The organism is Mucilaginibacter oryzae, assembly GCF_003148845.1.
GTDB lineage: Bacteria > Bacteroidota > Bacteroidia > Sphingobacteriales > Sphingobacteriaceae > Mucilaginibacter > Mucilaginibacter oryzae.
The window spans coordinates 101,449-124,620 of record NZ_QGHA01000010.1 but is presented as its reverse complement, the minus strand read 5'-3'; the positions used below and the strand labels follow the sequence as shown (position 1 = coordinate 124,620).

The 23,172-nt window shown below is 44.8% G+C and carries 21 protein-coding genes; 14 read left to right on the top strand and 7 right to left on the bottom strand.

Going from position 1 to position 23,172, the window contains the following annotated elements:
• Positions 1-97 precede the first annotated feature (97 nt).
• From LX99_RS20755 to LX99_RS20735, 5 genes are all read left to right on the top strand, one after another.
• A complete protein-coding gene (locus LX99_RS20755; protein ID WP_022831367.1) occupies positions 98-1,237 on the top strand; it encodes an acyl-CoA dehydrogenase in 1,140 nt (379 codons plus the stop codon).
• A 56-nt stretch (positions 1,238-1,293) separates the two neighbouring features.
• Positions 1,294-2,532: a peroxiredoxin family protein gene (locus tag LX99_RS20750; RefSeq protein WP_170122755.1), complete on the top strand. Its 1,239-nt coding sequence runs from the start codon at positions 1,294-1,296 to the stop codon at positions 2,530-2,532.
• 274 nt (positions 2,533-2,806) lie between these two features.
• Positions 2,807-3,820, top strand: a complete 1,014-nt coding sequence (locus LX99_RS20745) for an LLM class flavin-dependent oxidoreductase (RefSeq protein WP_109609560.1) — start codon at positions 2,807-2,809, stop codon at positions 3,818-3,820.
• A 151-nt stretch (positions 3,821-3,971) separates the two neighbouring features.
• The gene (locus LX99_RS20740; RefSeq protein ID WP_022833285.1) at positions 3,972-4,706 is read left to right on the top strand and encodes an acyl-CoA desaturase; all 735 of its coding nucleotides are present in this window, start codon (positions 3,972-3,974) and stop codon (positions 4,704-4,706) included.
• Between the two features lie 174 nt (positions 4,707-4,880).
• Positions 4,881-6,137, top strand: a complete 1,257-nt coding sequence (locus LX99_RS20735; protein ID WP_109609559.1) for a pyridoxal phosphate-dependent aminotransferase — start codon at positions 4,881-4,883, stop codon at positions 6,135-6,137.
• A gap of 218 nt (positions 6,138-6,355) precedes the next feature.
• Here the strand turns inward: LX99_RS20735 and LX99_RS20730 are convergent, their stop codons facing one another.
• From LX99_RS20730 to LX99_RS20720, 3 genes are all read right to left on the bottom strand, one after another.
• Positions 6,356-6,895 carry an AAA family ATPase gene (locus tag LX99_RS20730; RefSeq protein ID WP_109609558.1) on the bottom strand — a complete coding sequence of 180 codons (540 nt, stop codon included), beginning with the start codon at positions 6,893-6,895 and terminating at the stop codon, positions 6,356-6,358.
• Between the two features lie 188 nt (positions 6,896-7,083).
• Positions 7,084-8,391 carry a M28 family metallopeptidase gene (locus LX99_RS20725; protein WP_109609557.1) on the bottom strand — a complete coding sequence of 436 codons (1,308 nt, stop codon included), beginning with the start codon at positions 8,389-8,391 and terminating at the stop codon, positions 7,084-7,086.
• Positions 8,392-8,393: 2 nt separating this feature from the next.
• Positions 8,394-10,268 carry a M61 family metallopeptidase gene (locus tag LX99_RS20720; protein ID WP_109609556.1) on the bottom strand — a complete coding sequence of 625 codons (1,875 nt, stop codon included), beginning with the start codon at positions 10,266-10,268 and terminating at the stop codon, positions 8,394-8,396.
• Between the two features lie 149 nt (positions 10,269-10,417).
• Here LX99_RS20720 and LX99_RS20715 point away from each other — a divergent pair, with 149 nt between their 5' ends.
• Entirely contained in the window at positions 10,418-10,699 is a 282-nt protein-coding gene (locus LX99_RS20715; RefSeq protein WP_022833262.1) for a hypothetical protein, read from the top strand.
• A gap of 155 nt (positions 10,700-10,854) precedes the next feature.
• Here the strand turns inward: LX99_RS20715 and LX99_RS20710 are convergent, their stop codons facing one another.
• Complete coding sequence (locus LX99_RS20710; protein ID WP_109609555.1) at positions 10,855-12,387, bottom strand: serine hydrolase; 1,533 nt, start codon at positions 12,385-12,387, stop codon at positions 10,855-10,857.
• Positions 12,388-12,494: 107 nt separating this feature from the next.
• Between LX99_RS20710 and LX99_RS20705 the strand changes: the two genes are divergently transcribed.
• Positions 12,495-14,678, top strand: a complete 2,184-nt coding sequence (locus LX99_RS20705; RefSeq protein ID WP_407937410.1) for a S9 family peptidase — start codon at positions 12,495-12,497, stop codon at positions 14,676-14,678.
• A gap of 214 nt (positions 14,679-14,892) precedes the next feature.
• Here LX99_RS20705 and LX99_RS20700 read toward each other — a convergent pair whose 3' ends face one another.
• Positions 14,893-15,306 (bottom strand): single-stranded DNA-binding protein, encoded by a 414-nt coding sequence (locus LX99_RS20700; protein ID WP_109609554.1) that lies wholly within the window; start codon positions 15,304-15,306, stop codon positions 14,893-14,895.
• A gap of 23 nt (positions 15,307-15,329) precedes the next feature.
• Positions 15,330-16,379, bottom strand: coding sequence for an A/G-specific adenine glycosylase (gene mutY, locus LX99_RS20695; RefSeq protein ID WP_109609553.1), 1,050 nt, complete (start codon positions 16,377-16,379; stop codon positions 15,330-15,332).
• Positions 16,380-16,865: 486 nt separating this feature from the next.
• On the opposite strand from mutY, the gene LX99_RS20690 reads away from it, so the two are divergent.
• The 4 genes from LX99_RS20690 to LX99_RS20675 all read left to right on the top strand — a co-directional run bounded on the left by LX99_RS20690 (position 16,866) and on the right by LX99_RS20675 (position 21,211).
• Entirely contained in the window at positions 16,866-17,162 is a 297-nt protein-coding gene (locus LX99_RS20690; protein WP_109609552.1) for an HU family DNA-binding protein, read from the top strand.
• Positions 17,163-17,174: 12 nt separating this feature from the next.
• The gene (locus LX99_RS20685; protein WP_109609551.1) at positions 17,175-18,035 is read left to right on the top strand and encodes a tetratricopeptide repeat protein; all 861 of its coding nucleotides are present in this window, start codon (positions 17,175-17,177) and stop codon (positions 18,033-18,035) included.
• A gap of 302 nt (positions 18,036-18,337) precedes the next feature.
• Positions 18,338-19,888, top strand: a complete 1,551-nt coding sequence (locus LX99_RS20680) for an Rne/Rng family ribonuclease (protein WP_109609550.1) — start codon at positions 18,338-18,340, stop codon at positions 19,886-19,888.
• 348 nt (positions 19,889-20,236) lie between these two features.
• Positions 20,237-21,211 carry a TlpA family protein disulfide reductase gene (locus LX99_RS20675; RefSeq protein ID WP_146203179.1) on the top strand — a complete coding sequence of 325 codons (975 nt, stop codon included), beginning with the start codon at positions 20,237-20,239 and terminating at the stop codon, positions 21,209-21,211.
• Positions 21,212-21,421: 210 nt separating this feature from the next.
• Here LX99_RS20675 and LX99_RS20670 read toward each other — a convergent pair whose 3' ends face one another.
• A complete protein-coding gene (locus LX99_RS20670) occupies positions 21,422-21,658 on the bottom strand; it encodes a hypothetical protein (RefSeq protein ID WP_109609548.1) in 237 nt (78 codons plus the stop codon).
• A gap of 131 nt (positions 21,659-21,789) precedes the next feature.
• Between LX99_RS20670 and LX99_RS25775 the strand changes: the two genes are divergently transcribed.
• The 3 genes from LX99_RS25775 to LX99_RS20655 all read left to right on the top strand — a co-directional run bounded on the left by LX99_RS25775 (position 21,790) and on the right by LX99_RS20655 (position 23,160).
• Positions 21,790-21,954, top strand: coding sequence for a hypothetical protein (locus LX99_RS25775; RefSeq protein ID WP_170122754.1), 165 nt, complete (start codon positions 21,790-21,792; stop codon positions 21,952-21,954).
• A 91-nt stretch (positions 21,955-22,045) separates the two neighbouring features.
• A complete protein-coding gene (locus tag LX99_RS20660; RefSeq protein WP_109609546.1) occupies positions 22,046-22,513 on the top strand; it encodes a response regulator transcription factor in 468 nt (155 codons plus the stop codon).
• Between the two features lie 107 nt (positions 22,514-22,620).
• Positions 22,621-23,160: a DUF4199 domain-containing protein gene (locus LX99_RS20655; RefSeq protein WP_109609582.1), complete on the top strand. Its 540-nt coding sequence runs from the start codon at positions 22,621-22,623 to the stop codon at positions 23,158-23,160.
• Positions 23,161-23,172: the final 12 nt, after the last annotated feature.

Here is a 23,172-nt window from a genome sequence, read left to right as displayed (position 1 = left end):
ATTGATAATTCTTTGTCCTTTTCAAATAGGAAAAGCAGAGTGTCGTTTGTTCTAATAGAAAATGAGGATTTTATATATTTAGGCATTAATTAAACCTATGCATTTTGAACTAACCGACGAGCAAAAAATGATCCGCCAGGCGGCCCGCGATTTTGCCGAAACCGAATTAAAGCCCGGCGTTATTGAACGCGACGAGCTGCAAAAATTTCCGGCCGAACAGATTAAAAAACTGGGCGAGCTTGGTTTTTTGGGGATGATGGTATCGCCGCAATATGGGGGCGCCGGCCTGGATGCCATATCATATGTGCTGGTGATGGAAGAACTTTCAAAAATTGACGCTTCCACATCGGTGGTGGTATCGGTAAATAATTCGCTGGTTTGCTATGGCCTCGAAAAATATGGTAATGAGGCGCAAAAACAAAAATATTTGGTGCCCCTGGCTACCGGTCAGCAAATAGGCGCTTTTTGCCTGTCGGAACCGGAAGCAGGCTCGGATGCCACCTCGCAACGCACCACCGCTGTTGATATGGGCGACTATTACCTGCTTAATGGCACCAAAAACTGGATCACCAACGGCAGCACCGCGTCTACCTATATTGTAATGGCCCAAACCGATGCCGAAAAAAAACACCATGGCATCAACGCCTTTATTGTAGAAAAAGGCCTGCCCGGCTTCACCATCGGCCCTAAAGAAAATAAAATGGGCGTGCGTGGTTCGGATACCCACTCATTAATGTTTACCGATGTGAAGGTGCCCAAAGAAAACCGTATTGGTGAGGATGGTTTCGGGTTTAAGTTTGCCATGAGCCTTCTGGAGGGCGGGCGCATCGGGATAGCATCGCAGGCGTTGGGCATCGCATCAGGAGCTTATGAACTGGCCGTTCAGTATGCCAAAGACCGCAAAGCTTTCGGCAAATCGCTGGCCGATCACCAGGCTATTCAGTTTAAGCTGGCGGATATGGCTACCGAAATTGAGGCCGCCCGGCTCATGTGCCTCAAAGCGGCCTGGCTTAAAGATAACGGCAAACCCTATGCGCAGGCATCATCAATGGCTAAACTCTATGCATCTGAAGTGGCCATGCGCACCACCACCGAGGCGGTGCAGATTCATGGCGGCTACGGTTATGTAAAGGAATACCATGTTGAACGGTTAATGCGCGATGCCAAGATCACCCAGATTTATGAAGGCACATCTGAAATTCAAAGAATTGTCATTTCGCGCGGTGTATTGAAATAACGCCGTTGTTTTTATACCTTTGAAAGTATATAGATTTAGTAGACTATAATTTAAGTATGACTTTCAAAAATATCGCGGCGGGTATTTGCAGCATGTTATTGCTGCAAACCGGCTTTGCCCAAACCAAACTAAAAACGGGTGTATGGCGTGGCGCCTTAAAAACCAAATCGGGCACCGAAATTCCTTTCAATTTTGATGTGAACAATGTCGGCGGCAAACAACAGTTAGCCATTATTAACGGTGCCGAGCATTTTAAAGTGAATGATGTGAGCACCAAAGGCGATTCGGTTTTTATACATATGCCGCTGTTCAATTCAGAATTTAAATTAAAGCTTGATGGCGAAAACCTGAGCGGGAACTGGGTGCGCCACCTGGCAGATAACGATTTGCTGGTGCCATTCAGCGCTGCACCCAATACATCCTGGCGCTTTTTTAAGGAGACCGAAAAACCGGTGGCAAATATCACCGGCCGTTGGTCGGCTGTATTTGGGGAGGGTGCCGGGGCCGATACCACCGTTGGCGAATTTAAACAGGCGGGCAGCAAACTTACCGGCACTTTTTTAACCACCACCGGCGATTACCGGTTTTTAGAAGGCGCGGTTAGCGGTAATAAACTATACTTATCCACCTTTGATGGCGGGCATGCCTATACTTTCACAGCCACCATTACTGATGATAAAACCATTACCGATGGTAAATTTTACGCGGGCTATTCGGCAGTGGAAGGCTGGAAAGCCATCAAAGACGAAAATGCCAAACTGCCCGATGCCTATTCGCTTACATCCTTAAAACCGGGTTATAAGAAGATCGCTTTCAGTTATAAAGATCTGGATGGCAAAACGGTGTCGCTTGATGATGCCCGTTATAAAAATAAAGTAGTTATTGTGCAGATTTTAGGCTCATGGTGCCCCAACTGTATGGATGAAACCGCCTACATGGTTAATTACTATAAAAAATACCATAACAAAGGTGTAGAAGTAATTGGCCTGGCCTACGAGCGCACTACCGATTTTGAAAAATCGAAAAAAGCGCTGCAACAGGTAAAAGATCGTTTTAATGTACCCTATCCGTTGCTGGTAACAGGCTATACCAGCGATAAAAAGCAAACCGCCCAAAGCCTGCCCATGTTAGCCAAAGTTGTTGGTTTTCCAACCACCATAATTATTGATAAGAACGGCGATGTGCAAAAAATACATACCGGTTTTAGCGGTCCGGGTACCGGCGAACACTATACCGAGTTTGTGAATGAGTTTGAAAAATTGACGGATGATTTACTCGCCCCCCCCGCCCCCTAAAGGGGGTGCTTATATGCAGGCGGATTTTTGCTGGCTACAAAAGCATTGCCCGGGGCAATGCTTTTGTAGTTATGGTTGATTATTCTTTTATAGTTATCTTGGTATTGATAGGTGTTTCTGCTGGCTTGGTTCAGACCTATCCATGACCAAAAAGGTTTTTATAGAGCAGGCAAATCTGGAAGTATCGTTCCGGAATGGTAATAGTAATGCCATAAAAACTTTGGCATATGGCCTGCCTGCAACCTGATGCTTATTTTTGTGTTATACTATTTATATGAGCGCAAATAAAATTAAGTTAAGCGTGCTCGATCAGTCGCCGATACGCAAGGGGGCCACTGCCGAGCAGGCCATACAGGAAACTATACAACTGGCAAAACTTACCGATACGCTGGGTTATACCCGTTTCTGGGTTTCGGAACATCACAATATGGGCATTATTGCCGGTTCAACGCCCGAAGTGTTACTGGCCCACCTGGCCGGCGAAACCAAAAACATGCGCATGGGCTCGGGCGGCATCATGATGCCTAACCACAGTACACTAAAAGTTGCCGAAAATTTCAGGATGCTGGAGGCGCTGTTCCCCGGGCGTATTGACCTGGGCATGGGGCGCGCGCCGGGCACCGACAGGATTACCGCGGCGGTACTGAATCCGTCAAACCAGTTCAGGGAGCAGGATTTTGTGGAGCAGCTGGCCGACTTACAAAATTATTTCCACGATACTTACGAACCCGGAACTGTTCAGGCCCGCATCAGGGCTATACCGCAGGTTAAAACCGTGCCCGATATGTGGCTGCTAAGCTCAAGCGGGCAAAGCGGATTGTTTGCCGCGCACTTTGGTATGGGCTTTTCGTTCGCGCATTTTATTAACCCTCATGGCGGGCCCGAAAGTGTTAAAATGTACCGCGAGCGTTTTCAGCCTTCGGCCGATTTGGCGGAGGCCAAAGCCAACGTGGCGATATTTGTGTTCTGCTCGGAAGATCCGGAAAAAGTACGCCGCCACCTGGCCGTAATGAACCACCGTTTTCTGCAGTTTGAAAAAGGCGGTCCGATAGTGCCCTTAAGTTACGATGATGTAAAAGATGTTCAATATACCCCGGCCGAACAGGAACGTCTCCGTGCCAATAGTTACCGGGTAATTGCTGGTTCGCCAACTGAGCTTAAACTCAAACTTACCTGGCTGGCCAATGATTACGGGGTTGACGAAATTATGCTGGTTACCATTGCCGAAGATTTTGAAGACAGGCTGGAATCGTACCGGCTGCTGGCCAAGCAGTTTGAATTGGTTTAAGCCCGATAACAACTTTATTTTAAAAATGCCGTTTCTAACCATGAGCGGCATTTTCTGTATTTATCCCATCAATATTGAGATATAAAAAACTTTATCCGCCTATTAATCGTATCTTTGGAAACATTATAAATAAGCTTCTGCTAATAATTCAATGGTTATCATTATATTTTTTGTAGCGCACTGGTTTTTGTCGCTATTTTTTCAAACGTTCTTTTTACACCGGTACGCATCACATAAAATGTTTACCACCAATAAGTTTAACGAGGGTGTGTTTTACCTGCTTACCTACATTTGCCAGGGTTCATCTTTCCTAAATCCACGGGCCTACGCTATTATGCACCGTGAGCACCATGCTTATAGCGATACCGAAAAAGATCCGCATTCGCCGCACTTTTTTAAGGATGTTTTCCAGATGATGATCTACACCGCCAAAAGTTACAGGTTACATGTACGCCGGTTAAAGGAGCCCGAAGAACGCTTTAAAGGTAATATCCCCGAATGGCGCTTTGTTGATTTCATCGGTTCTTCGGTGGTGTCGCGCATTTCGTTTGGCATTTTGTACATTTTGTTTTATGTAGAATTCGCTACCGCCTGGTGGATGTTCCTGTTGATCCCGATCCATTTTTTAATGGGCCCGATTCACGGCGCTATTGTTAACTGGTGCGGCCATAAATACGGTTACCAAAATTTTGATAACGGCGATAAATCAAAAAATACAACGCCCTTTGATTTTTTAATGCTCGGCGAATTGTTTCAGAACAATCACCACAAGCACCCCAATAAACCAAACTTCGGCGCCAAATGGTATGAAGTAGACCCGGTTTATCCCGTAATGAAAGTGATGCACTGGATGCGCATCATCAAGCTCCGAAAAGCTTATTTGTAATCGCGTAGCGATTAGGTTAAAGGCAAAAGGTCAAAGGTGAAAGGTTTTTTTGCTTTTGACCTTTATATCACATCAATTCTACCTTTCGCCTTTAACCTTTTGGCTTTCGCCTCAAACAGCCTTCAACCTTTCAGCTCCTTTCCCTATCTTTGCCGCTCATTAATATATAAACCCATGAGTGTTTCCTTATTAGCTCAAAATTTGCATGGCTCGGAGATCATCAAGATCGCGGGCGAGATCAACGAATTAAAACGCCAGGGCCAGAATATCGCTAATTTAACCATAGGTGATTTCGACTCAAACATTTATCCTATTCCAACCCCTTTAAAGGATAAAATCATTGATGCCTATCATCATAACCAAACCAACTATCCGGCTGCTGATGGTATGCTCGAATTACGGCAGAGTGTTAGCGGCTTTTTAAAAAGGAGCTTTGATTTGGATTATGCACCCAACCAGATCCTGATCTCCGGCGGTTCACGTCCGTTAATTTATTCCATATTTTTAGCGGTAGTTAATCCCGGCGAAAAAGTGGTTTTCCCGGCGCCATCCTGGAACAACAACCACTACAGCGATTTGCTGAACGCCGATCCGGTTATCATCCCAACCGCTCCCGAAAATAACTTTATGCCTACGGCAGATGAGATCCGTCCGCATTTAAAGGGAGCCGCCCTGCTGGCCCTTTGTTCGCCGCTAAACCCAACAGGTACCATGTTTAGCAAAAAGGGACTGGAAGAGATTTGCGACCTGGTTATTGCCGAAAACAAAACCCGCGCGGCAGGCGAAAAGCCCTTGTATTTATTGTACGACCAGATCTACTCGCAGTTAACCTTTGGCGATCATCAGCACTATAACCCGGTAACGCTTCGCCCCGAATTGAAAGATTACACCATTTTTGTTGATGGCAGCTCCAAATGTTTCGCCGCTACCGGCGTACGTGTGGGCTGGGGCTTTGGTCCGGCGTTGGTGATTGAAAATATGAAGGCCATTGTAGGGCACATGGGCGCCTGGGCACCTAAGCCCGAGCAAATGGCGATGGCTAAATTTTTAACCGATGAGGGTGATGTAAACGCTTACCTTGCCGATTTAAAAGGAAAGATCCAAACCAGCCTTACTGCCCTGCACGAAGGTTTCCAGGAAATGAAAACCGGCGGATTGAACGTAGATTCGATAGAACCGATGGGCGCCATTTATCTGACCCTGAAAATAGATTATAGCGGCAAAACCACACCCGATGGCAAGGTGCTCAAAGATTCGGCAGATATTAATTTTTACCTGATTAAGGAAGCCGGAGCTGCTTTTGTACCCTTTTCGGCATTCGGTACCGGCGATGATGTGAACTGGTTCCGCGCATCGGTTGGCGCTACGCCATTAAACGAAATAGAGGCTTTGATCCCGAGAGTTAAATCGGCATTAGAAAAATTAAAGTAACAGCCCCCTAAATCTCCCCCCAAAGGCTGAGATTTCCGGAAAATTCAGCCTTTGGTCGGTGTTTTCGCCATAGCCGTTAACCTAAGAATTGTATAGATTTAGGATGATTGCGTTCATTTTGGCGATTTATGAAGCACAATTTTGTCTGAACCCGAATTTGGGGGAATTAAAAAAATTAACAGAATGCTTAGCTCATTCAAAAAATTCAAATAATTCTCCTAAAATTCCGGTTCCGACAATTGACGATTGATGAAGCCATCCACCGCCTTTACTGCGTTATCGTACCTATCCTGCCCCAAGCCGGAGATTACGGTATAATCAGCATTAAGCGCCTGCAATTCGCGGTGCCAGATGTTCATAAAATATTGGCGCTTGGTGGGGAAATTTCGCAGCGGGTCGTCCTGCCAGGGCAGGTCGATATCTAAAAGTAAATAAAAATCGTAGGGGTGACGGGGTAGTTCGTCAAGAACTTCCTGCGGGGCGTTACCAAATACTTCCTCGCTCCAGATTTTTACGGTTAAAAAAGTGGTATCGCAAATAAGTATCTTATTAGCCAGAGGCAGCAGTGTTTTTTCGAGCGCCAGCTGACCGTGAAACATGTTGATCTCATCCTGAAAGGTACATTCGCCAACAAGATTGGCGCAATATTCGCGCGAGTATTCAGGCACCGCTATGGTGTTGTAGTGGGCTGCGAGGTATTCAGACATGGTTGATTTACCTGTGGATTCGGGGCCTACTACTGCTATTTTAGGGATCATGATGTCTGAATCAGATTTTACAGAATTTTAGAATAAACAGAATAAATGATGTTTTGTAGCTGAAGAAATTAAGTTTTCAACTTAATTTCCCAATCCCTGCAAGTTGTGCCGGACTCTCAGCAGCAGCAATTTTAATACTTTTTAATTCTGTAAATTCTAAAATTCTGTAATTCCTATTCAGACAACAATTACTCATCCAGTTTAGGTACCCGTTTCGGCGTATCCTTACCGGAAACTATGGTGCGTGAGCTCAATGCTATTGCCCTGATGGTTGAAGTGATATTATTCACATTCAATGAATTGAAATCATCGCCAACGGTGTGGTATAATTTATCGATGTCGATCTGATCGGTTGAAATGGTGTGGGCCGGTACGCCGACTGCGGCAAGCGAAGCGTTATCGCTGCGGTAAAACAGGTCCTGGTCCGGGTATGGGTCCGGGTAAAATTTAAAGGCGGTTCCTTTCAGGTTTTTTTGCAGGATGGTACCAAAATCCGACCTGTCGAAGCCTGTGATAAACGCCGAGTTGGTGCCGAATTTCGAAGCTTTACCAATCATCTCGATATTAAACATAGCCACCACCTTATCCGGGTTTACCTGTGTAGCGAAGTACTGCGAACCGTATTCGCCAATTTCTTCGGCAGTGAAAGCAACGAAGATGAGCGTACGGGCATTGTTATTTAGCTTTTTGTAATATTTAGCTAAACTTAGCACCGCGGTAGTTCCCGAAGCGTCATCATCGGCGCCGTTGGCAATGCTGTCGGTTACGCCGGGTTTATCAGGTTTGATAATGCCAAGGTGGTCATAATGGCCCGAAAAAACCACATACTCATCCGGTTTGGTTTTACCGGGGATGATACCGGCTACGTTGAATAGCGGGAGCTCTTTGGAGCTAACCTCGCAGTTAACGTCGAAGGTAGTTGTTGCATCAAATTTGCCCGAAACAAATACAATTGGTTGTTTGACCTTGCCTTTGAAATTGGTTGAACCCGAACCAATGTAACTTTTAATCCGGCCAAACAGGCTGCTGAATTTAGGATCGACCAGTAACAAGGTTTTGGTTCCTGCCTTAAACGCCTTGCGGTATTCGGTACGGAAATCTTTATCCGGGCCAACCACAACTACCTGTACATCCTTATCGCCTGCCCAGGTAAATGATTCGGCGGCAGATGCGAACGCGCTGTCGGCAGCTATGGTCTTGCCATTGATGCTTACCTTTAAACTAACAGGGGTTGAACGCACCATGGTGAAATTCTGGCGGTAATCCTTGTTTCCTTTTAATGGTTTTAAACCGGCTTTTTTGTATTCACCCTCAATAAATTGCGCGGCTTTTTCAATGCCGGGGGTAAATGTGGCGCGGCCCTGCATGTCATCGGCCGAAAGGGTTTTGATAATGCGGGTTACATCGGCCTGATCAATCAGTTTGTTTACGTTTTGCGCGAAACCGTATGCCGAAAGGCTTAAAAAAGCCGCTGTGGTAATAAATACTTTTTTCATGCTTATTTGACTTTGCTTTGCAGCCAGTTGTTACGGAATGTTTCCTGTTCTTTACTTAACGGCATACCGGCTTTTTCGTAAGTTACTACTTCAAGGTAAGGGCTTTCTTCGAGCGTGATGGTGGTTTCATGCGCACCTGTACGGTTTTTGTAGTTTACCACCAGTTTATCGCCAGGTTTTTTGCCTGCAATAATATCGTTGAAATCTTTTTGCTCTTTAATATCCTTACCATCAACTTTCAATATTACATCGCCTGCATCCAATCCTGCTTTGTAAACGGGGGTGCCCATGGTAGTGCTTGAAAGGATGGGCAAACCTTCCGATCCTGCCGGGCGTGCCTGGCCCGATCTGCCGCGTGCAGGTTGCGCCGCCAGCGAACCGGCCCAGCCTTTACCCGGCTGCGCTTTGCGCAATAACAAGCCTGCTTTAGCCAGCAATTGCTCATAGTTATTTTTGTCGATACCATAAACGTAGCGTTTAAAGAAATCGGCAGCGAATTTTGGGTTGTTGGTCACCTTGCCCAAATCATTCTGCAAATCAGGAATGGTATATGGCTTCATCACCTTGCCGCGGTTTAACCAAACGGTACGCATATAATCATCAAGCGTGAGGTTAAAGTCGCTTCGCAAACGCAAATCGAGCGCCAGGGCTATGGCGCCGCCGTAAGTATAGTAGCTGGTAAAATCGTTGGTGTTGTTGTTAGGATCGATGGATACGCCGGCGTCGGCAAAAACCGAATAACGGCTCATTTGCGCGGCCGAATATTTGGCGGCACCCGGGGTATTCAGGATCTGGTTAACCAGGCCCGCAATAGTACCGGTATAATCGTCAGGCGAAACAAAGCCCGAGCGCTCCAGCAGTAACTCGCCGTAGTATTGGGTAAAGCCTTCGGCAAACCAAAGTTCACTGCTCATATTGGCATGCTCAAAGTTAAACGGCTCCAGCGATTTTGGGCGGATGCGTTTCACGTTCCAGCTATGAAAATACTCATGGGCGAACACGCCCATCAGGTTTTTTTCAAAACCTTCAACCTTTGGCGCCGGGATGGTAATACAGGTAGAATTGCGGTGCTCCATGCCATCGCCCGATACCGCCGTGTTAATATCCGCAACAAAAGTGTATTCGCCAAAGTCGTAGGTTGGCAGTTCGCCAAATACCGCTTTTTCTTCCAGTACCATTTTCCGGATCATTGTGGCAAAATTGTCAACCACAGCCTGGCTGTCGTCTGAGTGTATGCTCAGGTTTATCTGCTCCTTTTTACCATCGGTGTTGGTTACTTCCCAGCTGCTTACATTATGGTTTGAAAGCTCGGTAGGGCTATCCATCATGTATTGCATATTGGGTGCGCTGTACACATTGGCGCCAACATGCTTTAACTGGGTTGAAACTTTCCAGCCATATTTATCCAGGTCGTTGAAGGCAAACGTCAGCGGGCGTTTATCCTCGCCCACCACCCACATAAAGGCGGCCGGCATGTTTAAATGCGCGTGGCTGGGGTCGATAGAGGCATAGGTACCATCCGTCCAGTTGGCAAAAAGGGTATAAGTTACTTTTACCGATGCGGGATGATCGCCAACCTGGTAAACATCCCCTTCAAGCTGGGTTAGTTCCAGTTCTTTGCCATCAACATCAGTAGCTTTAACATTGTAAATGTTTTTGCCAAACTCATGCGTAGCATAGCGCCCGGCAGATGAGCGGCTCATCCGAACTTTGAAGGGCCCGGAAGGAGCCTGCGGGATGGTCATGCTTATTTCGGCCTCGTGGTGGGCCACATTAGGGAATGAAACCTCGTAGTAAATGGCTTTTTGTGGTTCCTGCTGGGCAACAGCATTAAATGCCAGCAGCGAAGCTACGCTGAACAGTATTAATTTTTTCATCAACTTAAATTAGCTGCGCTGAAATTACTATTTAATCGGCAAAGTTTAATGGGAATATTGTTACCGCGGCGCTTTGTATAATACGCCCATTTGCGCTAATAACCCGCAATGCGCTTATTTATGCGTACATTTAAAGAAATTATGTGACCATGATCCTCTTTTCAAAACGAAACCTGCATTACACCGACTATAAATGGAACGCTTACCTGTATAACGATCCGCGTGTAACCGGTAAACCCGACGATACAATTTTCACTAAAGAAGAGGGCAATGAAGTAATATACCTTATCAATAAACTAATGCTGATGTGGGATTATCGCTTTGCCAACACCGGCAACAAAATGGAAAAACTCATCCATGATCAACTCCCGCCCGAGATTACCCGCCAGGACGAAGTACAGGAATGGCTGAAAGTTAATTTAAAGTTTTAAGGGAGACAATAATTTATAAAAGCTGATTACTGTTATATTGCTATTAGTTTCAACATTCATTTCAAACAAGGAAGCAGAATGCTTCGACAAGTTTAGGTCGAAGTTACGCTAAAGTCGAGTAGAGATAGCCCAAATAGATTAGAGCTTATCCATTATCACAACTTCTTAAACTCATAAGCCCCGCGCTCCACAAAATCGGCCACTTTTACGCGTACCCCGGTTACATCGCCATTTTGTACCGTAAAAGGAAATATCGCCTTTCCCAGGGTGGGGTCAGAAAAAGTTACGTAAAAGCGGTTGCCGCCAAGGGGCTGCATCAGCGCGTACATTTTTGGGTGATGCTCAAAACGCATCTCAAGGTTGTTGTTCTGACCCTGGGTTACTTGCATGTTGCCGTAAAACTCGTTACTGTATTTACCCAGGTATTTATTTACAGGCAATGCCGGCTTCAGGTTAAGCGCTACCGAATCTTTTAACTTTCGGTCGTTAGCCTGCTCGGTAGCGGCATTGGCCCTGAATTGTTTCAGGTAAGCTTCGCTGTAGTTACGGAAAGGCTGTTTAAAATAGGCGTCGAGGATATCCCAGCGCAATGCTTCAAAAGCCATGTTCTGGTCGGTATTGGTGAGGATAACGATACCCAGGTTATCCTGCGGCGAAAGCGTTACCGACGACAGGTAGCCATTAACCCCGCCATCGTGCATAATTAACCGGTGGTTTGAGTAATCCTGTATAAACCAGCCTAATGCGTAAAGTTCAAAATTTGTTTCGCCGTTAAGGTGCTGAACGCTGCCTACAATATCCTGCGGCTTGCGCGTAGCCTCAATGGCAGCCGCAGGGATCACCTGGCGTTGCCCTACCTTACCGTTGTTCAGTAGGGCCATTACCCATTTGCTCATATCATTTACCGACGAGCTGATAGCACCTGCAGGCGCCAGGCCATCAATCTGGCAATAGGGTATAGGCGTAAGTCGGCCATCAACAAGGGTATGCGGAACGGTGCGGTTTAATGATTTAGGGAGATCTTTGCTTAACGCGAGGCTGTTTTGCATACCGAGCGGGGCAAAAATTGCCTCTTTAATGTATGCCTCCCACGAGTGCCCGTTGGCTACCCTCGGTATGATCTCGCCCGCGGTTAAAAACGCGGCATTGGTATAGCCCCAGCGGGTACGGAAGGGGTAAACCGGTTTCAGTTTGCCCAGTCGCCTGATCACGTCTTCGCGGGTAAGATCGGTGTTGTAAAAAGTAAAATCGCCCTGGAAGGTTTGGAACCCCAGGCGGTGGCAAAGCAGGTCGCGTACCAGTACCTGGTCGGTAAGGTTTTTATCCGCCATTTTAAACTCCGGGATATATTGAGTTACTTTTTCATCCAATGAAAGTTTTTTATTGGCTTCCAGCATGGCCAGGGCCGTTGCGGTGAACGCCTTGGTGTTGCTGCCAATCATAAACAGGGTATTTTCATCAACCTTGTTCATCAGGCCTAATTCTTTAATACCGTAGCCCTTCATCAGTACAACCTTGCCATCTTTAACAATGCAAACGGCCATGCCGGGGATGCGCCAGTTGGTTAAAGCCTTGCTGATGTACAGATCCAAACTATCCTTAATGAACTTGCTCCTATCGGCGTGCTGAGCCGATGCCGTAACAGAGAATAGTGCGCAAGCAAGGAATAACGGATATAATTTTTTCATTACAGATGGCTTTAGATTTGTTGATTGTGCTAAATTAACGCAAAATTTACAGCGGCATTACTTATTTGTATAATAAGTATCCCCTTTTTAATTAAAACTAAATGTATATGAAATTTTACCATTCGGGATTATTTTTCCTTACAGCGCTATTGTTAACCTGTGTTCAGTATATGGCACTGGCGCAGCGCGGCGGCGTTAACTGGACACGTGATGGTTATCAGTATTACCACATCACCGGTGGCCAGATCCTGATGATCGACGCGCGCGACACTTCGAAAAAAACTGTGTTTGTTACCAAACAAGACCTTACCCCGGCAGGTCATGCGCCTATTAACGTAAGACGGTTTACGGTAAGTGAAGACAATAAAAAAGTATTGATCAATACCAACACCAAAAGGGTTTGGCGTTATGATACCCGCGGCGATTACTGGGTGTATGACAGCAATACCAAAAAACTCTGGCAACTGGGTAAAAACCTGCCGTCGTCATCATTAATGTTCGCCAAATTTTCGCCCGATGGTACTAAAGTGGCCTATGTAAGCGGCCACAACATCTATATGGAAGATTTGAACGATGGTTCGGTTAAAGCATTAACTACCGATGGCACACGCACGCTCATCAATGGTACGTTTGACTGGGCTTATGAAGAGGAGTTTGACTGCCGCGACGGTTTCCGCTGGTCGCCGGATAGTAAGTCCATCGCCTACTGGCAGTTGGATGCAAGTAAGATCAAAACCTATAAAATGCTCAACACTACTGATTCGATCTATCCCTTTGTGGTTCCGGTTGAATACCCGGTAGCGGGCGAAGACCCAAGCTCATGCAAAGTAGGTGTGGTTGATGTTAGTACCGGAAAAACGAAATGGATTGATGTTCCGGGCGACGCGGTGCAGCACTACATCCCCGCCATGGAATGGGCGGCCAATTCTAACGAGGTTGTTCTGGAGCAATTAAACCGCGCACAGAACGAAAGCCGCATCTTTATCGGCAATGTATCAAACGGCACCACACGTGTTATCCGCGAAGAGCATAGCAACTCCTGGATAGATGTTAAAGAACGCGTAGTAGGCGGCGACCCGGTGGGCTGGGGCTGGATTGAAAAAGGCAAAAGCTTTGTTTGGCTAAGCGAAAAAGACGGCTGGCGCCACCTGTACAAAGTAAGCCGCGAAGGCAAGGAAACGCTGATTACCAAAGGAAACTATGATGTGATCAGCATTGATATGGTTGATGAGGCTTTGGGTTATGTATATTTTATCGCCTCGCCTGATAACGCTACTCAAAAATACCTTTACAAAATTAAACTTAGCGGCGGCAAAGCAGAGCGCGTTTCGCCTGCCGATCAGCCCGGAACGCATGGCTATGATATTTCGCCAAACGGCAAGGTTGCACTGCACTACTTTAACAACAGCTATACCCGTCCGCAAAGCGAAGTGATTAGCCTGCCCGAGCATAAGCATGTGGCCGGCAATATGATCAGCGTTGACAATAGCGTTAAAAATAAACCTGAATTTTTTAAAATTAAAACGGTTGACGGTATTGAAATGGACGGATGGATGATGAAACCTACCAACTTTGATCCAACTAAAAAATACCCGGTACTGTTCACCGTTTACGGCGAACCGGCCGGACAAACCGTAACCGATACCTGGGGCACCGGCCGCAACGGACTTTATGCAGGCAGCATGGCCGATGATGGTTACATCTACATGTCGGTTGAGGGGCGCGGCGCACCTGCACCTAAAGGCGCGGCATGGCGTAAGGCTATCTACAAAAACATAGGTATCATCAATATCCGCGACCAGGCCATGGCAGCTAAAGAGATCATTAAATGGCCTTTTGTTGATTCTACCCGTATTGCGGTGCATGGCTGGAGCGGCGGCGGTTCCTCAACCCTTAACCTGATGTTTCAATACGGAGATATCTACAAAACCGGTATAGCCGTGGCAGCCGTAGGCGATCAGCTTACTTACGATAACATTTACCAGGAACGTTATATGGGCGTACCAACAGATGAAGCAGGCAGGGCAGCGTTTATCAAAGGATCGCCTGTTACCTATGCAAAAAACCTGAAAGGTAACCTGCTGTATATCCACGGTACCGGCGACGATAACGTACACTACAAAAATGCCGAAGAACTAATTAATGAGCTGGTGAAATATAACCGCCAGTTCCAGCTGATGTCGTACCCTAACCGTACACACTCCATTTCTGAAGGCGAAGGAACAAATCTGCACTTAAAAACGTTGTTTACGCAGTATTTGAATGCTAAATGCCCTCCGGGAGGAAGGTAGGAGGCGCATGAGAGCGCGGGCCTCGAGCGATTCCCCTCTTGAGAGGGGTGGAGGGGTGTGTTACTCTGAGAGAGGCTTGTCGCTCTTATAACACACCCCTGCTCGCGCTCTTTCCTATCGCGCCCCCTCTCAAGAGGGGATGGAGAAAACGCGAACAGCCCCCGGAATTTCCGGGGGCTGTTTTTTTGGGTGTTGGTTAGTAAAGTACAATCAATTAATAATTATCATCATCCGTGGCGTCGTCAATGAACGACCCTCCGTTTCTTAATGAAATTTTCTGAGCATCGGCATCAAAATCGCTCTTGCGACCAAGCATGGTAAAGTTTTCGGCAACAATTTCGGTAGTGTACTTTTTTATGCCCTCCTTGTCTTCAAAAGACCGGGTACGCAACTTGCCTTCAATATAAACCAGTTTTCCCTTCGACAAAAACTTGGCCGCTATTTCGGCCAGGCCCCTCCACATTACAATGTTGTGCCACTCGGTTTGTTCAACCTTGCGGCCATCCTTGTTAAATGTTTCGGAAGTAGCCAAAGGAAAACTCGTTACTGACACCCCACCTTCTAAACTTCGTATTTCAGGGTCTTTCCCCAAGTGGCCAACGAGTATTACTTTGTTTATTCCAGACATGCCATAAATAACGCAAAATTATTTTACAAATTAAAAATATTTTTTAATAATATAAATACAATCTTGGGCAATGCTAATTCAGGCACCTTTTGAACATCAATTTTCACCCAGTTTTTATGCGGTTTTATTGATGGTGCATTATCTATTTTCACCAGCCTTACAAAAAGCCGCTGATGGGTTAAAACGTGCTTATGAACCGGCGAAACTTCGGTAGCCCTGATCATATTACCAAAAACGTTTAAAACCTCAGGTTGTTTGAGTAACTCTTCCAAAGGCAAAACCGAGGCTGTTTCAACCATCGGCAAGTCAAACATATTAGCCCAGATGTCGTTTTCGCCCCTTTTATTCATTAAAACGGTATCGCCATCGGTTATCAAAAAGTAATTGAAAAACCGCTCGCGCACCTTTACGGTTTTTAGTTTAACCGGCAGCGCGTTTACGGTATTGGTTTTAAAGGCCTGGCAACCGGGGCGTACCGGGCAACTGCCGCAGGCCGGATTTTTGGGTTTGCATAGCATTGCCCCGAACTCCATCATCGCCTGGTTATGTAATCCCGGCGTTTTCTTATTAAGAAAATCGTCGGCAAGCCCCTGGAAGGTTTTTTTGCCCTGGGTAGAGTTGATGGGCTCATCAATACCAAAGTAGCGGGCCAGCACCCTGTAAACGTTTCCATCTACCACGGCGCGGGCTTCGTTAGCAGCAAACGATGAGATCGCCGCGGCGGTATATTCGCCAATTCCTTTTAATTTAATAAGCTCGTTATAGCTATCCGGAAAATTACCGTTATAAGTTTCCTGCACCATCCGTGCGGTTTTGAGCATGTTACGCCCACGCGAGTAATAGCCCAGACCCTGCCATAGTTTCAGGATGTCATCTTCGTGCGCGGCGGCAAAGCTGCTTACATCCGGGTATTTTTCAAGAAAACGGTAAAAATAAGGCATCCCCTGCTCAACACGGGTTTGCTGCAAAATCACTTCTGATAGCCAGATGGTGTAGGCGTCGGTGGTGTTGCGCCAGGGCAGGTCGCGTTTGTTGGTTAAGTACCATTGTACTATCTCGTCGGCAAAATTCATCGGTGTAAATGTAATGATGTGCAGGGGGATTGGTTGTGTTAAAAACAAACACAGGGTTGATAAACCGGGCGGCGAGGTTACTCATCCCGACATTGCTGCGCTTGTCACCCTTCTCTACGCTGCGCGCAAAGAAGGGATTTTCTGATTTACGTTCTTTATCCTCTTTACAACTTGCTGTAGAGAGGGGATGGTCGGCTAAGCGTAGCCTGGGTGAGTAAACAGCCCGTTTGTAAGCTCTCCGGCCCGTGCAATAGTTTCCGTCCACTTAGTGTAAAACATTACATTTCTTCCCCCAAAAATCAAGCTCAGGGCATGCGCTTCAGTAATCGTTTATAAGCCGCTCATACTCAAAATTGTAAAGATAATGTAGGTTTTAACCGCTAAACAAAAAAAAACGGATAAATATTTCGCTGTTAACGGATAAAGCAATACTTTTGCAACCCCAAAACAGTTAAGTATTTATAAAAAAATTTAAGTAAATAAGATATGACTAAGGCAGAAATTATAACTGAAATCTCATCAAAGACAGGTATAGAGAAAGTAGACGTGCAAGAAACTGTTGAGGCGTTTTTCAAAGTGGTTAAAAGCTCGATGGTTAGCGGCGAAAACGTTTATGTAAGAGGGTTCGGTAGTTTTGTGGTTAAAAAACGCGCTAAAAAAACAGCCCGTAACATTTCAAAAAACACTGCCATCATTATCCCTGAGCATTTTGTACCAAGCTTTAAACCGGCTAAAACTTTTGTTGAGAAAGTAAAATCAGGTAACAAAACCAGTAAAAAATAATTATACGCCATCATGAATAAAAAACAAATAGCAGTTAGTGCAGCCGTAGTTGTTATTATGGGCTATTTGTATTTTTTGCCTGTTAAAGGCCTGGTTAAACCAAAAGACGATAAAAAAGGCAAACCGGCCATGACTGCCGAAACAGGCGCTAAAAAACCTGCTGCCAATGTTACTGTTGATATGGTATCTGAACCTGCCAAAGCCGCTATTGGGGGCGCGCTTGCAGCTAAGATCAACGACCTTGAAGGCCAGTTAAAAAAAGCATCTGAAGCTGATGCGGTAAACCTGCAAAGGGAACTTGCCAAACAGTGGGACGATGTTAACCAGCCCGCCCCTGCCGCGTTTTACTACCAGGCTGCTGCCCGTAAGCAAAACAAAGTACAGGACTGGATCAACGCGGGTAACCGTTTTAATGATGCATATAAACTAACACAGGATACTTTACTGCAGCCCGCTTTTGTAAGCAACGCGGCCGAAGCATTTCAAAATGTTTTGAAACAGCAACCCGAAAGCCTTGAAGGTAAAACAGGTTTGGGTATAGCTTACGTAAACGGTGCGGCAGGCCCCATGCAAGGCATTGCGCTGTTGCTTGAGGTGGTTAAAAAAGACCCGAATAACTGGAACGCTAACCTTAACTTAGGGATGTTTGCCATGAAATCGGGCCAGTATGAAAAAGCGGTTGGCAGGTTTAAAACCTTGCTGGCGCTTGACAGAAAAGAGAAACTTGAGCCAACGTTTTACCTGGCCGAAAGTTACAAACAACTTGGCATGAAAAAGGAAGCTATTGAAGCTTACCAAAAGTGCAAGGAAATGATGCCTGACTCTGTATTCAGCCAGCGCATCGATGGATATATCAAGGAATTAAATAACTAACACACATTTAAAAATTATTATTATGCCGAGCGGTAAAAAACGTAAAAGACACAAAATGGCTACCCACAAACGCAAAAAACGTTTAAGAAAAAACAGACATAAAAAGAAATAAGCTTTTTTGTTAAGTTGATAGTTTTAAGTCTGAAGCACAAAGTCATTTCGACTTTAAACTTCCGACTAACGACTTAAGACTCAATAAAAAGAGTTTTTACCTGCCTCAATACGGGGCGGGTACTTTTTATTTATTAGCGTTTTTATCCCAATATTAACTTACGGTATTTGCCGTTAAAATGGAGTAGCAATTGATAAAAGAATTAATTATCGATTCATCCCCTAATGGAGCTACCATTGCATTATTACAGGATAAACAACTCGTAGAACTTCATAAAGAGCAGGTTACCAACAACTATACGGTTGGTGATATTTACCTGGGCCGGATCAAAAAAATCATGCCCAGCCTTAATGCTGCCTTTGTGGATGTTGGCTATGAGAAGGATGCCTTTTTGCATTACCTTGATCTGGGGCCGCAGGTGCAAAGCCTGCTTAAGCTTACCAAACAGGTACGTAGCGGGGGATATCAATCAAAGCTATTGGATGGGTTTAAGTTGGAGGCCGATATCAATAAAGGAGGCAAGATCTCTGAGATATTAACCAAAAACCAGCTTATCCCGGTACAAATAGCTAAGGAACCCATCTCAACCAAGGGGCCGCGCTTAAGTTCCGACCTGTCTATAGCAGGGCGGTATGTTGTTTTAGTCCCTTTTTCGGAAGCGATTTCAATTTCGAAAAAGATAAAAAGCAATACCGAGCGCAACCGCCTCCGTAAGGTTGTTGAAAGCATTAAGCCAAAGCATTTTGGCGTTATCATCCGTACAGTATCAGAGGGTAAAGGTGTTGAAGAACTACAGAAAGATCTGCTTGACCTGATCTCAAAATGGGAGCAGTTTATAACCAAACTGCCATCTGTTGAGCCATCTAAAAAAGTTTTAGGCGAAATCGGGCGTACATCAACTATCCTGCGGGATATATTAAACCCCGATTTTCAGCACATTTATACCAATGATAATGGTATGTTCGAAGAAATTCGTTCATACATTCATGAAATTTCGCCCGATATGGAAAATATCGTCCGCATGCACAAGCATAAGGAGCCGATATTTGATCACTTCGGTATCGAAAAACAAATTAAAGGGGCCTTTGGCAAAACAGTTAACCTTGCAGGCGGCGCTTACCTGGTTATTGAACATACCGAAGCCCTGCACGTTATCGACGTAAACAGCGGTAACCGCACGGCCAGCAAAGAGAACCAGGAAGAGAACGCTTACCAGGTAAACAAGGAAGCTGCCAAAGAAATTGCCAGGCAGTTACGCCTACGCGATATGGGCGGTATTGTGGTGATCGATTTTATCGATATGCACAAACCGCAAAACCGCAAGGAGCTTTTTGATTTTCTGCGTGCCGAAATGCAGTACGACCGTGCCAAGCACACCATTTTGCCACCAAGCAAATTTGGTTTGGTGCAGATTACCCGCCAGCGTGTAAGGCCCGAAATGAACATTGTAACCAGCGAGGTTTGCCCAACCTGCAATGGCACCGGCACTATCAGGCCAACTATTTTGCTGATGGACGATATTGAAAACAATTTCAATTACATCCTTACCGAGCAAAACGAAAAGGGCATAACCCTGTGTGTACACCCGTACATTGAAGCCTATATCAAAAAAGGCATCTACAACCGCCAAATGAAGTGGTTTGTTAAATACGGACAGTGGATCAAGGTTAAAAGCAACCCATCCTACCAGATCACAGAGTTCCATTTCTTCTCATCAAAAGATGAAGAAATTAAACTGTAAAACCCTCAGAAGTGCAACTGTTTGAAAATAGCACTATAGTAAAGAAATTTAAAAGAGCAGGTGTTTGGATGAGCGCCTGCTCTTTTTTTGTTTGGGAAGGATGCATGGTTTTACAGACTGGGTTTTTGGTAAATAAAATTTACCTTTGAATAAACCTACCTGTTAAATGAACAAATCCCGGTAATCATCTTTTGTGTACTCTCCTCTTTTTTTGCATATGCGCAAAAAAAGGCAGTGCTGAACCTGCAAAAAACAATCAATAAAGTAAAATCTTTAAAATCCTTAAGCTATACTTACCATTCAACAAAAAAAAATCCGCTTAGCGAGGGAGATACAAATTTTACCAGCATGCGCTGCCTGTTGAAGTTTGGCGCACATGGTTCGCTAAAGCAAAAACGAGATGAGGCTCTCTCAGATAAAGGAAAGCCCCAATTTGAGGTTGTTTTAAGAAATGATACCCTTTACCAACTTGATTTGGAAGATAGTACCTATAGTTTCCATGTTAAACCAGAAGCAGATCAGGTAAACCAGGGTATGATGTCGGTTATTGAACAGATCAGGTATGCGCTTGAAAAGAACCGGACTAATATTTTTCAAAAAAAAGATACGATTATTAACGGGCTAAATTGTAGTTACTTTTTTATAAAAGCCTTTGACGAGATGATAAACGGCAGGCACGATTTTACTTATGATTACATCGCCATCAATAAAACCACATACCTACCTGTATTTTATAAGGAAATTGGTGCAGGTATCGCCGAAAAAGGAGGACATACTATCGGGCGGCTAACTTTCTTTGAAAAGGCTTACTTTTCCAACATCAAAATTAACCGGGCAATACCGGCCGAAGCACTGAATTTTGATTTGGCTTCATTTAGTTTACCAAATAAACAATTGCTTACCGAGGGTAGCCAAGCTCCCGCTTTAAAATTAAAAAACCTACAGGGTGTTGACGTCCCTCTTGCTAACTTTAATAACAAAGTATTGCTAATAGCCTTCAGTGCTACTGATTGTGCGGCCAACGCGTTGGCTAACCCAGCATTAAACAGGATAAGCAAAAAATACGCATCATCAAATTTTTTGATCGTAAGTATCTACACTTCCGAAGCTGCTGAAAAGGTAGCCAAATATAAAGCAGCTAACAAGCTTGCCCTTCCGGCTTATATAGGAAATTTGCAAACCAAAAAAGCATTTAAAACTGTTGGCACACCTACCTTTTACATCGTAGATAAAAATGGAGTGGTGATTAAAAGCATAAGCGGCTATTATGATGAGTTAGAGAAAGAATGTAGCGAGCAGATTGAGGCGGCTTTGAACAAATAAATAATTTCTATCTACGCAGGTGGTGGTTTAGCGTGACTTCTGCCTTAGGCATATTAAGCATTTTGTTTGCATGCTCTTGATATCAATAAAATAGTTTTGACGGAGTAGCCCCCCGTAAATTGGGTGAAGACTTAACAAATTTTATGTCGAAGTTAAGCTGTCACTTAACTTCGACATGGTAGCCTTTTTGTTTTAAGAAAACGTTCGCTTTCAGGCTTGCTGATGATGAACAAGGTCGGCCAGATCATGCACATCCGTTTTATGTTTTTTCTTTTTCGGATGTTTCAATTCGAGGTAGTCCTGTGGATGCTCTAACCCGGCCTGGTCTTCAGCCAGTTTCTTACCGCGCAGGTAAAACCATACAGCGGCACCCGCGGCTAAAGCCCCGGTTAGGGCGGTTGCAATCCAAAATCCGGTATCGTGTTTTTTTGCAAATGGGTTTTTCATAACTCGTTTTTTTTAACAGAACAGTCGATATCTTTTTTAGTTGAAATTAATTTACAGAACTTTAAATTTCCTACAAAGAAAACCAAGCCCCGTTTACCATTGTTATATGCTTGCATCTAAAAATTATAATCATGGCAAAAAGAGGCGCGAAAGTGGAAAGGAACTCTGTATCAGAGCAGCCACATGAATTGAAATACGAAGCTCATAAAAAAGATACCACTACAGACGATGTGGATAAAGCCAAAAAATCTGCAGGCACTAATCAGCGTAAAGCTATTGAGAATAAGTTGAGTTAGGCAAAGCTATACTAACGTTTGTACCGGGTTTACAGCTTTTCGGATTTTGCTCAAAATAGCTTATTTTTAAAATAAATAGCTTACCGTTATCATGACTTCAAACCCGCTGGCAAAACACAAGCTTACCATACTTTATGGCGTATCGCTGGCTTTATTATTGTTTTTGCTGAAGTGGCTGGAACTAAAGCTGATGATAGTAAACCATGCCTATGAGGCCTACATAGGCGCTGTTGCTATATTTTTTACGACACTTGGCATCTGGATTTCCTTAAAGCTCACCAAACCCAAAACCGTTTTTGTTGAAAAAGCCGTTTATATTAACCAAAGCCCCGGGTTCACCATAAATCAAACCGAGCTCGATAAGCTTGGCCTGAGTAAACGCGAACTGGAAGTGCTACAACTAATGGCCGAGGGTTTGAGCAACCAGGAAATATCCGAACGGTTATTTGTATCCTTAAACACCATCAAAACCCACTCGGCAAAGCTATTTGAAAAAATGGAGGTAAAGCGGCGCACACAGGCGGTTGAAATGGCTAAGCGGCTTTGCATTATCCCTTGAAAACATCACCTTTTGGGGTTATTAAGCCGATATTTTCAAAATCATCCTAAAGTATGAGCCCGGTTTTGATCCGGCAAGCCAATTTTGTTCTATCAAAACATAACGATATGAAAAAAAATGTACTTGTTTTTGGATCGATAGCCGGGCTGGTAGCCTCGGCTATTATGGCATGTTCAATGGCGGCCTGCTATGTATTCACCAATTATCATGGCAACATGTGGCTGGGCTACGGCTCCATGATCCTCGCCTTTTCGATGATATTTGTAGCGGTAAAAAACTACCGTGATCGATATAATGGCGGGATTATCAGCTTTGGCAAGGCTTTTCAGATAGGTTTGTATATCGCGCTCATCGCCTCAACCATTTATGTGCTTACCTGGCTTTTTGAATATTACACCTTCTTTCCTGATTTTATGGAGAAGTATGCCGAATATGGTATAAAGCAGGCGCAACAAAACGGGGCTACTGCGGCCGAAATTGCTAAAACCAAACAACAATACGCCGGCTACGCCGAGATTTACAAATCGCCGTTGGGCGTTATTATGTTTACCTATCTCGAGATATTGCCGGTTGGTTTAGTGATGGCACTTATTGCCGCTCTCGCTTTAAAGCGTAAAAATACGGCCCCTCAATTAGCGGCTGATTAACATAGATAAATG

Excerpts from the sequence above, each read along its gene's own strand:
- LX99_RS20755 (WP_022831367.1), top strand. The coding sequence starts at position 98 with ATGCATTTTGAACTAACCGACGAGCAAAAAATGATCCGCCAGGCGGCC.
- LX99_RS20750 (WP_170122755.1), top strand. The coding sequence starts at position 1,294 with ATGACTTTCAAAAATATCGCGGCGGGTATTTGCAGCATGTTATTGCTG.
- LX99_RS20745 (WP_109609560.1), top strand. The coding sequence starts at position 2,807 with ATGAGCGCAAATAAAATTAAGTTAAGCGTGCTCGATCAGTCGCCGATA.
- LX99_RS20740 (WP_022833285.1), top strand. The coding sequence starts at position 3,972 with ATGGTTATCATTATATTTTTTGTAGCGCACTGGTTTTTGTCGCTATTT.
- LX99_RS20735 (WP_109609559.1), top strand. The coding sequence starts at position 4,881 with ATGAGTGTTTCCTTATTAGCTCAAAATTTGCATGGCTCGGAGATCATC.
- LX99_RS20730 (WP_109609558.1), bottom strand. The coding sequence starts at position 6,895 with ATGATCCCTAAAATAGCAGTAGTAGGCCCCGAATCCACAGGTAAATCA.
- LX99_RS20725 (WP_109609557.1), bottom strand. The coding sequence starts at position 8,391 with ATGAAAAAAGTATTTATTACCACAGCGGCTTTTTTAAGCCTTTCGGCA.
- LX99_RS20720 (WP_109609556.1), bottom strand. The coding sequence starts at position 10,268 with ATGAAAAAATTAATACTGTTCAGCGTAGCTTCGCTGCTGGCATTTAAT.
- LX99_RS20715 (WP_022833262.1), top strand. The coding sequence starts at position 10,418 with ATGATCCTCTTTTCAAAACGAAACCTGCATTACACCGACTATAAATGG.
- LX99_RS20710 (WP_109609555.1), bottom strand. The coding sequence starts at position 12,387 with ATGAAAAAATTATATCCGTTATTCCTTGCTTGCGCACTATTCTCTGTT.
- LX99_RS20705 (WP_407937410.1), top strand. The coding sequence starts at position 12,495 with ATGAAATTTTACCATTCGGGATTATTTTTCCTTACAGCGCTATTGTTA.
- LX99_RS20700 (WP_109609554.1), bottom strand. The coding sequence starts at position 15,306 with ATGTCTGGAATAAACAAAGTAATACTCGTTGGCCACTTGGGGAAAGAC.
- mutY (WP_109609553.1), bottom strand. The coding sequence starts at position 16,379 with ATGAATTTTGCCGACGAGATAGTACAATGGTACTTAACCAACAAACGC.
- LX99_RS20690 (WP_109609552.1), top strand. The coding sequence starts at position 16,866 with ATGACTAAGGCAGAAATTATAACTGAAATCTCATCAAAGACAGGTATA.
- LX99_RS20685 (WP_109609551.1), top strand. The coding sequence starts at position 17,175 with ATGAATAAAAAACAAATAGCAGTTAGTGCAGCCGTAGTTGTTATTATG.
- LX99_RS20675 (WP_146203179.1), top strand. The coding sequence starts at position 20,237 with ATGCGCTGCCTGTTGAAGTTTGGCGCACATGGTTCGCTAAAGCAAAAA.
- LX99_RS20670 (WP_109609548.1), bottom strand. The coding sequence starts at position 21,658 with ATGAAAAACCCATTTGCAAAAAAACACGATACCGGATTTTGGATTGCA.
- LX99_RS25775 (WP_170122754.1), top strand. The coding sequence starts at position 21,790 with ATGGCAAAAAGAGGCGCGAAAGTGGAAAGGAACTCTGTATCAGAGCAG.
- LX99_RS20660 (WP_109609546.1), top strand. The coding sequence starts at position 22,046 with ATGACTTCAAACCCGCTGGCAAAACACAAGCTTACCATACTTTATGGC.
- LX99_RS20655 (WP_109609582.1), top strand. The coding sequence starts at position 22,621 with ATGAAAAAAAATGTACTTGTTTTTGGATCGATAGCCGGGCTGGTAGCC.